Genomic DNA, 14,586 nt, shown 5'->3' on the forward strand with positions numbered 1-14,586 from the left:
ACCTATGAATATATCTAACCCCATTGACCAGGTGATGACCAAACTGGTGTTTGTCAATCAAACAAAAAACACAGAATACAAAGTTAAGATAAACCCCTCATCCATCAAGCAGACCAAAAGGATAGAGTATGCCGATGGTTTGCCTCCAGGAGTAGATGGAGGGGTAATGAAATACAATAGGACGCTACCATCTACGATTACTTTTGAGATTGTTTTGGATGGGACGGGTGCTACTGGGTTGGCTCATATGGTTAATGACGTCAAGAAGGAGTTGGATAAGCTCGAAAGTGTGGTTTACTCTTTTGATGGAGAAACACACGAAGCTCCACAAATCAAGATTTTTTGGGGGGATACTAAATTTTATGGACGTGTGACGGATCTAGACTATACACACACGCTCTTCAAACCAGGAGGAAAACCATTGAGAACGAAGGTGTCTATCTCTGTGGTAAGTAGCCAAAGCGAGATGGAGATGGCCAAGAGTATGAAGAGGAGTTCGCCGGATCTCAGCCATTTGGTAGTTGTGAAAAATGGAGATACGCTACCGATGATGTGTCAAAGGATATACAACGATAGCAAGTACTATTTGCAAGTAGCCAAAATTAACAAGTTAATGAGTTTCCGAAGTCTCGAACCCGGTATGCAACTCCTATTTCCACCATTGAAGAAATGAAGAAAGGAAACGATAATGGGGGATCAGTAGTGACCTACCAAATCCTGTCTGGAGGGACACCAATAGAAGGTAGTTTTTTTGTCAATAAACTTCGTGTATCCAAGGAGGTCAATCGTGTCGCCTATGCTCGGATTGAGTTTTTTGATGGTGGGCTGGGCGAAGAAGATGAATTTCGTATAGCAGAATCAGGAAATTTTGAATTGGGCAAAGAGGTCGAGATAAAGGTCGGGTATAGTTCTAGTGAAGAAACCATCTTTAAAGGAATAGTCATTCGGAATGCCATCAGTGTCAATGAGGTAGAGGGGTTTAAGCTTGTCGTGGAATGCAAAGACAAGGCCGTAAAGATGACGGTTGGGCGAAAAAATGCTATATATACGGAAAGAAAGGATAGCGATATTATAGAGGAATTGATTGGTGCGTCTGGTTGTTCGGCTACTGTGACGACTACTAGTACAGACCATGCCGAGATGATTCAACATTACATCTCAGATTGGGATTTTGTAATGCTGAGAGCAGAGGCCAATGGCTTTATTGTGGTCAATTCGGACAATACCATCATAGTAGAAAAACCAACGAGCTCTCAACCTGATATTGAAGCTCGATTTGACGGCACAGTACTAGGAGTAGATGCTGTAGTGGATGCACAGCATCAGCTGAGCAATGTAGAGGCGACGGCATGGGATAGAAGTAATCAACAGCTCATTGTTTCATCGGTGAACGCCCCAAATGCAGAAAAGCAGGGAAACATGCGTTCCAAGAAATTGTCCGAAGTATTGGGGGTGAACCCTTATATATTACAGACAGGAGGGAATGTAGCCATGGCAGATTTGAAGTCTTGGGGAGAGTCCAAATTGATTAAATCTGAATTGGCCAAAATAAAAGGGACTGTCACGGTTCGTGGTACGTCTCGTGCTGAAATAAATACATGGTTCAAGCTAGAGGGTATGAGCAAGACCTTCGATGGCAATGCATATGTCTCTGGTGTTCATCACATCATTGAGAATGGAAATTGGGTAACAGATTTGCAGATTGGACTGAGAGAAGGCTGGTATGTAGAAGAAACCCCCGAGGTCAGTGCGGCTCCTGCTTCTGGTCTCGCTTCGCCTATTCACGGTTTGCAGATTGGTGTCGTCAAAAAGATAGACGAAGACCCGAGCGGCGACTATCGGGTGCAGGTTGTGATTCCTACTTTGCAGACTGACAATGTTCCAGTTTGGGCGAGGATTTCAAACTTATACAGTACAGCTGAGTCTGGTTTCTTTTTTATGCCAGAGATCGAAGATGAAGTGGTATTGGGCTTTTTTAATGACGATCCCAATTATCCTGTGATCCTGGGCTCCATGTATAATAAGAATTCTGTCCCAGCTTATATAGCCAATGCCGAGAATGACACCAAGTCCATCAAGACGAAAAGTCAATTGGAGATTCAATTTAACGAAACAGATAAAATCATTACAATTAGTACCCCAGAGGGGCAGAAGGTGATATTGGATGATACAGATAAATCACTGACGCTGGTTGACGAAGCGAATTCGAATAAAGTCTATATGAATGCTGATGGTGTATTGGTGGACTCGGCTAAGGATATCGTGCTCAATGCACAAGGAAATATCACCATGTCAGCACAAGGCAATGTCGAAATGACTGCTACGGGTGACTTGACAGGTGAGGGGATGAATGTGACACTTACAGGGCAAACCAAGTTTGCAGCCGAAGGTGCTCAAGCAGAAATCAAGGGGTCTGGAATGACAGTAATCAAAGGAGGAATTGTACAAATAAACTAGCATATGGGATTACCAGCATCAGTAATGGGAGACAACCATGTTTGTCCAATGGCCTCAGGCCCAGTGCCTCATGTAGGAGGTCCTATAGTAGGGCCTTGTAGCCCTACTGTATTGATAGGAGGGATGCCCGCGGCAGTGGTGGGAGATATGGCAGTATGTACTGGTCCTCCCGATACGATTGCTATGGGGTCTACTACAGTATTGATCGGGGGCAAACCTGCTGCTCGTATTGGAGATACTTGTGCCCATGGCGGTGCTATTGTCGGCCCGGGTGTGGCGACAGTCATGATTGGTTAATTGATAAGAAAGAAGAATAATGAGTGATAAGTCCTTTTTGGGTGTAGGGTGGAAGTTTCCACCAGAGTTTGAGCAGCGAAATGGTAGTGTGGTATTGGTATCTGAGGAAGAAGATATCCGTGAAAGCTTATACATACTTCTATCGACGATACCTGGCGAGCGAGTCATGATGCCGGAGTATGGGTGTAATCTCAAATTTGTGGCGTTTGAAAGCCTAGATTCAACATTGATCACTAGAGTGCAAGATGTCATCGAAAGAGCCATTTTGTACTTCGAGCCAAGGATCATCATCGATGAGATCAATGTGGGGCAGGATGATGATGATATGGGAAGATTGAATATAGATCTTATTTATACGATCCGTAGGACCAATACCCGAAGCAATATGGTGTACCCATATTACCTCATCGAGGGAACAGATGTTAGATATAAACCAAAGGCATAACCATGAGTCAAGACGTAGTGGAAAATAATAGAACGTCTTCCCAGCTAGGGACGAAACAGGCCAATCGGTTTTTCGAAGCGCTGAATGGAGATTATGTCAAGATTGATGAACGAAGTTTTGAAGAATTGCTCGTATACACCTCTCGTTTGTCTAGTCTCATCAATTACTATGGTCCAGACAATAAGGTCCAGGGAGATTGGTCTCATTTTTTTTCAGATGAAACAGTTATTTTATCGAGCATTGTTTTGTCAGAGCCCAATCGTATAGAGAAAAAGTTCAAGAAGTATCTAAAGAAGGTAGCGCTCTTTCGTCAAGAGAAAAAAAAGAGCAAGTATTTTTCGAAATGCTGTGTGGAAGTGTATCAAATGGCACTTGATTTTGATCATTGGTATACAGGGTTGAAGAAAGTGGAAAGTTTTTCGCAGAGTAACTTGCTGATACGCGCCGAAATAGAAAGTGCGATCACCGTTAAGTTAGCGGACTCTATCCGAGAGTTTAAATCGATCGTTCAAAACCATGGAATTGATGAGGTCAATTTTGATCGATTTGGTTCCATATGGAAATTAGACGAGCCTTTGGAGGCCATTCGTTCCGATCATGACAGTGTGATGAATAGAGTGGAGGCGATATTTCAGAATTTTTACGAGACACTGTTGTATTTGCGTACCAAAACTCCAGAGTATTTGGAGCAATCGATGCAAAGTGATATTCATTACCCGGAAGTATCCTTGCATTTGGCTTTCTTAAAGTTGTATGCCCATACACAAGACAATATCAACGCCTTGATTGATAAGCATGTAGATTTCTATTACAAAAAAATATTGCGGCAGTCCAAGCTGGGTCATCGATTGGATAAAACCTATCTACAGATCGAGTTGGACGCGGGTGCAGGCCCAACTATGATTCCTGCTGGCACGAGATTTTTTGGACTTGACCGTGAGTCGAGTGAAGATATCTACTATCGGTCACTTGAAAATCTACTCGCCAATAAGGTGAAGATAGCGAAGGTGTATTCAGTCTATATCAATAAGATAGTAGAAAGGGAGACCTATGAAAAAGCACTAAAAATAAATGGCATCTTTTATTCGGATATGGCCTTGGATAAGGTTTTAAGCCCGTTGTCTGCAAAAAAGAGTAGTCATAGTACCTTGGCATTGTTTGGAGAGGACCAGGCGGAGAGAGGCAAGGAGGAAAAAACCATGGACAATGCCAGTGTTGGTTTTGCACTTAGCTCACCTGTCCTGCATTTGCAAGGAGGGGATAGAGAGGTAGAAGTGACCCTCTACTTTGAAGAGGACTCGTACCGTGCCATGATGCAGGTACTTCAGGAGTTGAGTCATCAGGCCGAGCAAGAAGTGGAAGAAGAGGAGAAATTGGAGAATTATTTTGTGAAAGTTTTTTCCGAATCATTTCGACTCTCACTGACCACTCAGACAGGTTGGTATCAGGTTGGACACTATGTGGTTCGAAAGAATCCTAAACAAAACAGCCTGACGTTTTTGTTTGATGTCAATAGCAGTGTGTCTGCAATAGTCTCGTATGATTCAGTATTGCATGAAGGAAATTTTGAAACTCATCTCCCTGTGATACGATTTGAACTTAACTCTGATTCATTTCTCTATGGTTACACATTCATGTCGTTTCTCAAGCTTGAGAAAGTGCAAATAAACGTAGGGGTCTCTCGGCTAAAAAAGTTATTGCTATACAATAACATAGGCCAGTTGAGTCCAGATTCTCCTTTTTTGCCTTTTGGACCGACTCCTCAAAAGGGGGCATATTTTGTAGTAGGCAACACCGAGGTCTTTGGTAAATCTCTTGAGGGACTCAGCTTGAATATTGAATGGTTTGGCTTGCCTCAAGCAGAGGGAGGCTTCAAGCATCACTATGATGCCTACAAAATAGGAGTGGATAATACGTCATTTGAGGTATCCGTGACTGTATTGGATAATGGTACTTGGAAGCCCGAAACGCACGTGGATCAACAGGTGATCAAGCTGTTTAGGTCAAAGGTTGGAGGCCCCTCAGATGACCCGGTAGCTGAGGATGCGTTGATCAACGAAACGATGATTGATGATATAGATCTAAAAAAAATAGCGCAATCACCTTCCAATCAGTTGATATCAGAGAAAATCTCCTTGTCAGCAACAACTCAACGAGGGTTTATGAAGCTTGAGTTAACCAACCCCGTGTATGGCTTTGCACATGATGTATACCAGTCGGTGCTTTCAGAGGCAATCATTGAGAATGCTAAGGGTGGTTTGCTCAAATCATCCAAAAAAATCGACATGCCTATGCAGCCTTATGCTCCGCAGGTAAAGTCAATATCGATGAACTATCAATCGTCATCCGTTATTTCTCTGAAGGATTCTGCTGAGAATGTGGATGAAGAAAATGGACAGATATTCCATATTCATCCCTTTGGCTCCCAAAAGAAATACCCAAGCAATAAGAGCATTGACAACTATGTTGTCCCTCATTATGATTTTGAAGGTGCCGCTTATATTGGTTTGGAAGGTGTGAATCCTCCAGAATCAGTGGCTATTCTTTTCGAGATGGTGGATGAGTATTCGGAATCTTCAGAAGAGGGGATCCCAGAGTTGGATTGGGATTATTTGGTGGATGATGAATGGAGGCCACTATCGACTTCTAGAATCCTGAGAGATGAAACCAGTAGTTTCTTAAAAACTGGTATTGTAGAACTGTCCTTGCCTGGGGATATTTCCAACAATAGTAAGGTGTTGGATGCCAACAAGTATTGGTTGAGAATCAGTGTGCGGAAAAACATCAACTCTGTGTCCGCACTTCGCACCTTGGCTACCAATGCCTTGGTCGTGACGCTGGACAATGCGGAAGAATTGCCTCGCAATTACCTGACCAAAAGGTTAGCAAAGCACTCTATTGATCGTACAGCGAATCACATCAATGGTGTCAGATCTGTATTGCAACCTTTGCCGTCATTTGACGGGAGGGCTGCGGAATCACAGAGTCAGTTTTATACACGAGTAGGAGAGCGACTCAGACACAAGGGGAGGGCAATCACCACGTGGGATTATGAGCGAATCACGCTCGAAGAGTTTCCTGAGGTTGATCATGCTACCTGTTTGTCCAATATGAATTCGCAGAGTACCAATGTACCCGGAAGTGTACTCATGGTGGTGAGTCCTGTCAAAGAATTTTCTGCATCCAACACCGAGCCTATGGCGAGTACAGAGTTGTTGATGAAAATCAAAAACAAACTGGTTGAATTTGGGTCTTCGTTTGTAAATGTCGAGGTACGCAACCCAACCTATGAGAGGATTAAAATCATCTGTGCGGTCAAGTTTACGGAGGGGCACAATCACGGGTACTATTTTCAAAAGCTAAATGAAGATATTAATAAATATCTGCGCGGCACACTGTTGTCACAAGTCAAGAAAATGGGGTTAGGTGGTTCCATTCATATTTCTGATATACTGAGCTATATACGTACCTTGTCTTACGTGGAGTTTGTTACCCGGTTTTCCATGATACAGGTAGCTCGAAACGTACAAGGGACATACGTCCTGGTAGATACAGCACGTGAAGGTAAGTCTATCGGGGCACTGAAGGCAACCAAGCCATGGTCTATATTGGTGCCTGCGCCTGAGCATCAGATTTCTGTTTTGATAGATCACGAAGATCAAAGATCTAGGCAGGCGGGTATAGATTACCTACAATTGGGACAAGATTTTATCATTGAAGATTAATAGAATATAAATGTCATTACAGAATAGAGAGACATTAAGAAAATACTTTAAGAAAGGGAATTTGCCATCAGAGCAAAATTTCAACGATCTGATCGATTCTTTTCTCAACAAAGTAGATGATGGAGTGTCCAAGTCGATCGATGATGGACTGATGCTCTCTCCCATTGGTGATTCAAAAAAGCTGATGAGTTTCTACCGTAGTATCGAAGAGAAAAGTGCCGCTTGGAGTATCGATATAGAGCGAGGAACCACCGACTTGCATATCAAGAACCATAGAGGACATGAGGTGTTGTCACTGCGTGAGAATGGTCACGTAGGTATCAATGCCAAAAATGCCAAAACCACTCTAGAAGTAGGAGGGGTGATCGGTGCTCACGGACGAAAAGGGATAGCATACGATGGCAAAATCCCAGGAGATGGCAACTGGCATCCTATGATCGAAAATTTGAGAGGCTGTCATGCCTTTGAGATTGTGGCAGGGATCGGAAAACAAAAGACGGGTAAATATGCATTGGTTGTAGCTAGTGCTTTGACTACCTATGGTAAATCCAAGAGTAGAATAAAGATTTTGCAGGCTCACTACGGATCAAGGGGCAACAAGCTTCAATTGAGGTGGAGAGGGGATATTTATGACCAACGCTTAGAAATCAGGTCACGCATCAACTATGGTGATGGGTTCAATATACAGTTTCATGTTTCAAAACTGTGGCATGACCCTTTGATGAATGAATGCTTGGATAATGAAGTAAAAAAATGATTATGAATAATGAAGTAGAAGTTCAATTGACTGTAGAAGAGTTAAAGCTTGTCTTTAAGGCGCTTGGCAAACTGCCCTTTGAGGAAGTTTATGAGGTGATAGGAAAACTAAATGACCAAGTGAATTTATCAAATAGTAAAAAGTAACCTACCCATTGGAAAAACCAGTTTACATCGAGACCAATTTACCCGAAAACAAAGGGTCGGATTTTTATTATCTTAGAGAAGAAGGTATTCGGATCGTTCAGAATTTGACAGGTAAATTTTGGACAGATTACAACGAGCACGACCCTGGGGTTACTATCCTCGAGCAAGTTGCTTATGCATTGACCGAAGTAGCCTACAAGGCGCAAGTAGATATTGAAGACTTGTTGCACTCCTCGAGTGACGAAAAACAGTCTTTTTTTAGACCCGATCAAGTACTACCTGGCAATGCTTTGACTACCAATGATTACAGGAAGATACTTTTTGACTCTGTGTTTGAGATAAAGAACGTGTGGATCTTTCCTATTTCTACGTCTGCCTCCAACATGACAGGGCTCTACAAAGTTCTCATCGACACAGAAGATCATATCAATACGGACGAGTTAAGAGAAGTCGCCAAAAGCAATACAATTAAAGCCTACAATTCGGTTAGGAATATTTGTGAAGATATCGGTAGTATTGATATCGTGAAACATGTGGAGATTGGTTTGTCTGTCGATATTGAAATATCGGGAGCATATACCGTAGAGGAGGTCATGGCTAGAGTTTTCTTTGATGTCGATAACTTTTTGTGTCCAGAGATTAAATTTTATTCATTGGATGAACTTCTCGAAGAGGGGTATCAACTCAATGATGTTTTTAATGGTCCTTTGCTCAAACATGGATTCATAAAGTCTCAGGACTTGCCTAGCAAGACCAACAGAGTGCTGGTTTCAGAGGTCATGAAGCACATCATGCAGGTAGAGGGAGTGTCGAGTGTCAAAAATCTACGGTTTCTGATTGACAATGAGGAATACGATAACCATGTGTCGTTGGACGAAAAGGAGTTGCCTAGATTGAAGGTCTTGGAGACCAAAGGCCAACCTAATCATGCCATCAAAATCTATAAGGGGGATGTCCTGTATAGAAAACCAAATGCAGAAGAGGTCAACCGGCATATCAATGAATTCAAATCTGCAGGTAGGAGAGTCTATCGTCTCAATGAAAAATCTATAGGTGCTCCTCCAGCGCAGCATGTAGACGTCAAATCCTACTACTCTCTACAAAATCAGTTTCCTGCCGTCTATGGAATCGGGGAAGAAGGTGTGATTGGGAAACCAAGTATAAAGCGAAGGGCACAGGCCAATCAGCTGAAGGGCTACTTGTTGTTGTTTGAACAGGTCATTGCTAATTCTCTAGCTCAACTGGCTCATGTCAAGGATTTACTATCCTTTCATGGGAGTTTTGAACAGAGTTATTTTACGCAAGAGTTGAGTAGTGTACCCAATGTGGATCCTTTACTGAAAAAGAACCTCTCCAATCTTGGGGGCTCATCCGTAGTGTCTCCAAGTGATGACTTGACGACAGGTTATGAGCAGGGGCTGCCTCAGATTATGGCGATGAGCGAGGACAAATTTGATCGCATACAGCGTTTGTTGGATTACTTGTTGTCGTTGCATGGAGAGACCTACAATACTTCCTTGAGGCAATTCAATTATTACTTTGATGATGAGGAGTTTGAGCAGTTTTTGAACAAGAACAAGTCGAATTTTCTCAAAGCGATTCCTTTTATCAACAGTGGGCGTTCAAAAGGCTACAACTATACCGAAGGTGCACTCCAGCAGGACAACGTTTCTGGACTGGAAGTCAAAGTCTCAATACTGCTCGGGTTGAATGCTTTTTTGGTGGGAGATGGAGATAAGCTCGTGTACAAGAAGCGATCTATGTTTTCAGTGTTTGATCAGCACAAGGCTACTTTGGAGGACGTATCATTAGACGAAGATTTGGATAGAGTACTTTTTGTACCAAGTGATGTCGTAGAAGAGAGGTTTGAAATTGTGGATGATGAGGAAGTTGATCTATCCGAGGTTAAAGAAAAGGATCGTACCGAACTACTACAGCGTTCATTGTTTTTTGAGCAAAAAGTACTAACTCCTGAAGTGCTAGTTGATGGACTGGATATAGAGAATTATCGAATAGGGACGATGAGTGATTCGGTCAAATCGATTACTGTGACATTTTATAGTAGCAAACACGATCAATGGCTAGTTCTTGGCAAATTTAGATCTTACAACAAAGCGGAGCAGTTTGTGATGGCTCAGCGAGAATTGATTCGTGACTTGAATATGTCCTGTGAGGGAATGCATCTAGTCGAGCATCTACTTTTGAGACCACATCATCAGGAAGAAAGTTTTGGGCTGTTTATTCTCAATGAAAGAGGAGAATACATGTTGGGTAGTCGTCAAACGTTTACTTTTCAAGACCGTATCATGATGTCTGAAAAGATAGAACCCTACTTGAGAGATGTAGGCAATTATAGTGTGGAGATCAACAAGGATAGGGATTTTGAAATTCATTTTCAATCCAAGGAATTGGACATTACATTCGAGAGTATCTCTCCCGACCCTTCTGTAGAGAAAACTCACGCAGACCTAAATGCTTTGGTAGAATACCTCAATTCGGAACGATCCAAAGGACGATGTTTTGATTATTTTGTCCGAAATACTGAAGAAAGTCCTCGAATTCCTGAAAACTTCTATTCTCATAGATTGAGTGTTTTATTTCCGAACTGGACAGCTAGATTTTTGGATGATGAGTACCGAAGACTGGCTGAAGACACGATTAACAATGAAAAACCAGCCTCGGTAGATGCCAATGTGAGATGGTTAAATTTTGATGAATTTAGAGTGTTCGAAAATCTCTTGCTCGAATATTATGAGTTGAAAAATGAGGGGTTAGATTTTGCCTTTCAAAATGAGGCATATCGACAAAATGTGGATCAACTGACCAATCTGCTTTTTCGGTTGGCAGGGGAGCAATAATCGTTGAAAGCGCGCGGCAATTATAGCAACAAAGTAAGGACACTTAGCTTTGAGATCGCAGGAGATGATCCTTCTGTCGCACAGGAACTGCTCAATCAGGTGGAGAATAAGATTAAATCCAGACTCGTCCATGTTATCGATGAAGTGTTTAGTCAGAAGTCTCATAGCCAGTTGATAGTCATGAACGAGTTGACCATTGATCTGGGAGTGGTCGGTGTAGACGAAATCGAAGAAGTGTTAGAGGAGAAGCTCAGGCAAGCGCTGGTTGTGTCCCTAGACGACTATCAAGCCAAAGAGAAGGTCAGTATAGCAAGGGTCAGTAGTCATGGGGTAGATACTGATACAACCAAGGCATCTGAGACAAGAGAAGTGTATGATGTCCGTACCGCCAACTGGCAAGTGGTTTACTTGCAGACAGGAGTGATGCCATGGTGGGTGGAAGATGAAGTTGTCCTTGAGCTGAAGAGTTATTTCAAAAATTGGGTTCAAAGGGAGAACGTGAAGTTTGCTGATGTAGTCAGACGTTATGGTGCGACGGCACAAGTACGCCAACGTTTGACGGCACTGCTTGGAGTACAATATGTCAGAGAAGCGCTCAGGGTCGGTACGCCTGAGTTTTGGGAGAAGGTGCCATCAAAAGATCAGGCTGTTTTTTTTGAGTGGCTTTTTCCTGAGGCGATCGTTGCATCGCGTACTTTGACACGTTTTGCGCAGCGTACATTCAAGATATTTAGATTGGGCTCGACAGAGAGTCAATCCGAAAGAGAGGCTTTGATTCGTCGGTTGGCTCAAGTATACCTTGTCAATAGACCAGTATCTAGTGATATCATTCGGCAGCAGGCCGCCTTGTTGTTGACAGGTGGGGCGTTGCAAAGCCATGTTAGTATTAGTTTGCTTTTGCAAGGATTGAAAATAGAGGAATCACGAATTCTTGATCAGCCAGATACGTTGAGCACAGAGGAGTTTAGAGATTTTGTGCAACTCGTAGAGGAGATGTGGAAAGGGAGTTCAGACAATCTGATGATTGAAGTGACAGAGGCAGTAGAGACTGAAGTGGTCAAAAAAACTGCTACAGCACCTCCAGTCAGTCACTCTCCGTCGAGGGAGGTGTTGATTTATTGGATGTGGGGGATTCTGCCTGAATACGTACTGACAAATGAAGAGAGTATCGAGGAGTGGGTGCAAAGGATCTTGGGTGATGTGGTACAGTTTGCCGAATCAGTCAAGCCAGTAGTTGCGTTCATGGGCCTTCGAGAGATCGAGTTGGTCATGATTCGAATAGTACGTAGCAATGTACCTATGATTGAGGTCGAACAAATCATGGCTCCTGTACGATACGACGATGCACTGATCTCAAACTGGAGAGAGGTGAGTTTTACGACTGCTTTGTACCAAGATCACGAGATCATGAAGTATGTCCTACAGGGGGTTCTTTCAAGAGATCAGGTGCCCTACCGGCCTCAAATGTCTGTGCGCGATTACCTATTGGAAATGGGTAGGAGTCATAGATCTGTTTTGGTTTCCCTTATTGATTTGCTCACTGAGTCGCAAGTGGTGAGACTCTACCGAATGATCCGTAGACTCATAGAGATTACAGAGGAAGGTATTCAGCTGAATGTAGATGAATTATTTGATCTATCGGATCGACATAGCTATCTACAGGATTTGCCCGATTTTGCGACTGGAGTGGTTACACGTGAGAGACATGGGACACAACTGAAAGGGCAATCCAAGGATGCCCAGGAGAGGCTTGTCGGTCAAAAAGATGAAAAGAAACAGCATCAAGAAGCAAAGGAGGAGACTCAAGCTAAGGAGGAAGAATTAAGCCAACAGACAAGAGAGGGGACTCAACCTAGAGAGGAGGGTGAGGAAGCACAGGATGAGAGCGTCAATGCACAAGAAGATGTTGATGGCAAAAAAAATATAGTCAGTGATGAGGGGGACCAAGAGTTAAGAGATGAAGTAGATAGATCGATTGAAAGAGACAATAAAGTTCAGAACGAAGAAGACATCTCTAAGCGAACGGACGAGGAAACTCAAGAGTCAAGGGGGCAAAAAGAGACTGTCAAAACAGGAGAAGTACCCCAAGAAGAGGGTGGCGATGAATTCACAAAAGAAAGAGATGAAGAGAAAGGAGAGGAGTTAGGAGAGAAGACAAGCGAGGAGGCGAGTGAACAGAGAGTTGAGGAGGGGAGTGATGAAGCGGAGACGAAACCAAAGGGAAGTGATCCGCAAGGACAGGACGAAGAAGGGGACAGGCTTACCGAGGAGGATGTTCGGTCGTCAATCGAAGAGGATGAAGATGTTGAGAAACAATTAGATAGAGCGAGGAGTAGTGCCGAAGAGGAAGAAGCAAAAATTGTAGAAAGTAAGGAGACAGCGGGGGAGCAAGACTATGATGACTCTCTAAGGTTGGGTAGTGAGGAAATGGATGTGGAAGATTTTGATCTGTTTCAAGAGGAAGAGGTTGTGGACAGAGAGATTGAGAAAAAGGCACGTGGTGCTTTGGAAGCTTCTATTTTTCTTACCAGCGCGGGTATTGTGCTGCTAGGCCCATATTTGACTCGCCTCTTTGGACGTTTGGGGTTGCTGGATGAGCAAAAGAACCTCGTGGAGCCTAGGCATAAGCAGAAGGCGGTTGAGTTGATGCATTATTTGGTGTTTGGGGTGGATGAGGTTGTCGAGCAGCACACGATTTTGTTCAAAATCCTGGCAGATATGCCTATTAGCCTGCCTACACCTGAGAAGATTTCATTGTCAGAGGAAGAACGGGAGATTTGCGACGGCTTGCTGGAGGCAGTTATTTCCAATTGGTCTATGCTCAAAGGTTCTACCATTGGCAATTTGCGGGGGTCGTTTTTGATTCGAGAGGCAAAGCTATTGTTGGACAAGTCCTCCTACGTTTTGCATGTGCAAGAAAAACCCTACGATATGTTGTTGGACAAACTGCCATGGTCTTACCGTATCATAAAATTCAAATGGATGGAATTACCAGTGCAAGTCGAATGGAGGTGAGGTCTCTGTTGTTTCAATATGGCTGTTCCATCGAGACTTGTGCCTCTCTCAATTCTCGATGATTCCTGGTTCGTACTGGAGTAGTGATGCGTGCTTAATCCAGCAAGCATCACTACCCCCTTAGTCTTTACCAAAGAGTTTTGATTTTTTTTCAGGTACCTCTTCTGTGATTACCTCTTGGGCCGTAGGAGTTTCGATGGCTTCACTGGTTTCTTTTTCGAGTTCGTCATTGGTTCCGTTTATTGAGTTTTCAAAACCTGGTTTTAGCGAACCTGCTTCTGTTTTTAGCTCGTCTTGTTTTTTAGCAAAGACTCTCCAGAGAAAGAACTTCGGGCGAACGGTCTTGTCCGTAATTTCGGTGTAGAGCAGTCCTTTCATTGCCTTTTTACCGGACCACTTGAGTTTGTAGTATGGATAGAGTTCTAGATCGTTGACCTCTTTTCTTTTGTTTTTCTGTTTGTAATAAAATGGATTAGGGATGATTTTGCCAAGTCCTTGAGTAAAGTGAAACGAAGCAACGTAAGTACTTTCTTCTGTACGAGGAGCATTGATGATGAAAGAGTCAACATTTTCACTTTCATTGAGTGCTACTATCCAAACCTTTTTGTATTTGAATGCATACACATCGTATCGAATACAGTTTTCGGCATTGCCACTAAAACTGGGGTTTAATGTTTTGAGTGCTGCGACAACTTCGCGTTGAGATTCATTACGTTGTGCATTGGCTGATAAGGTTACGAACGAGACAAGAAGGATTGTAATAAGTTTTGTCATTTGGCTGGTGTTATGATATAGAAGTAGGTTGTAATGTGGCTGCAATTTTAAGCGAAGTTTATCTATTGCGCAATGATGTAGGAATTCAATTTAATATAAGTTTAATTACATT

Annotated in this window: 10 protein-coding genes; 9 read left to right on the forward strand and 1 reads right to left on the reverse strand. The window is 42.9% G+C overall.

The annotated features are described in order from the left end of the window. The first annotated feature begins 4 nt into the window (after positions 1–4). Genes BFP72_RS06270 through BFP72_RS06305 form a run of 9 tightly spaced genes read left to right on the forward strand, consistent with a single transcriptional unit; the run spans position 5 to position 13,700 of the window. Positions 5–673: a peptidoglycan-binding protein gene (locus BFP72_RS06270; protein ID WP_143519959.1), complete on the forward strand. Its 669-nt coding sequence runs from the start codon at positions 5–7 to the stop codon at positions 671–673. Further along, positions 670–2,457, forward strand: coding sequence for a type VI secretion system tip protein VgrG (vgrG, locus tag BFP72_RS06275; RefSeq protein WP_099598323.1), 1,788 nt, complete (start codon positions 670–672; stop codon positions 2,455–2,457). Before BFP72_RS06270 ends, vgrG begins: the two co-directional genes overlap by 4 nt. A 3-nt stretch (positions 2,458–2,460) precedes the next feature. Continuing rightward, positions 2,461–2,754 carry a PAAR domain-containing protein gene (locus BFP72_RS06280; RefSeq protein ID WP_099598324.1) on the forward strand — a complete coding sequence of 98 codons (294 nt, stop codon included), beginning with the start codon at positions 2,461–2,463 and terminating at the stop codon, positions 2,752–2,754. Between the two features lie 19 nt (positions 2,755–2,773). After that, entirely contained in the window at positions 2,774–3,199 is a 426-nt protein-coding gene (locus tag BFP72_RS06285; RefSeq protein ID WP_099598325.1) for a GPW/gp25 family protein, read from the forward strand. Positions 3,200–3,201: 2 nt separating this feature from the next. After that, complete coding sequence (locus tag BFP72_RS06290) at positions 3,202–6,924, forward strand: baseplate J/gp47 family protein (RefSeq protein WP_099598326.1); 3,723 nt, start codon at positions 3,202–3,204, stop codon at positions 6,922–6,924. Positions 6,925–6,934: 10 nt separating this feature from the next. Beyond that, the gene (locus BFP72_RS06295) at positions 6,935–7,681 is read left to right on the forward strand and encodes a hypothetical protein (protein WP_143519960.1); all 747 of its coding nucleotides are present in this window, start codon (positions 6,935–6,937) and stop codon (positions 7,679–7,681) included. Between the two features lie 2 nt (positions 7,682–7,683). Next, on the forward strand, positions 7,684–7,827 hold the full coding sequence (locus BFP72_RS19265) for a hypothetical protein (protein WP_185123720.1): 144 nt from the start codon (positions 7,684–7,686) through the stop codon (positions 7,825–7,827). An 8-nt stretch (positions 7,828–7,835) separates the two neighbouring features. Beyond that, positions 7,836–10,685, forward strand: coding sequence for a hypothetical protein (locus tag BFP72_RS06300; protein ID WP_099598328.1), 2,850 nt, complete (start codon positions 7,836–7,838; stop codon positions 10,683–10,685). A 3-nt stretch (positions 10,686–10,688) separates the two neighbouring features. Further along, positions 10,689–13,700, forward strand: coding sequence for a contractile injection system tape measure protein (locus tag BFP72_RS06305; RefSeq protein WP_099598329.1), 3,012 nt, complete (start codon positions 10,689–10,691; stop codon positions 13,698–13,700). Positions 13,701–13,820: 120 nt separating this feature from the next. On the opposite strand, the gene BFP72_RS06310 is transcribed toward BFP72_RS06305, so the two are convergent. Then, a complete protein-coding gene (locus BFP72_RS06310; protein WP_143519961.1) occupies positions 13,821–14,474 on the reverse strand; it encodes a hypothetical protein in 654 nt (217 codons plus the stop codon). Positions 14,475–14,586: the final 112 nt, after the last annotated feature.

It is taken from the genome of Reichenbachiella sp. 5M10, assembly GCF_002742335.1.
Classification (GTDB): Bacteria; Bacteroidota; Bacteroidia; order Cytophagales; family Cyclobacteriaceae; genus Reichenbachiella.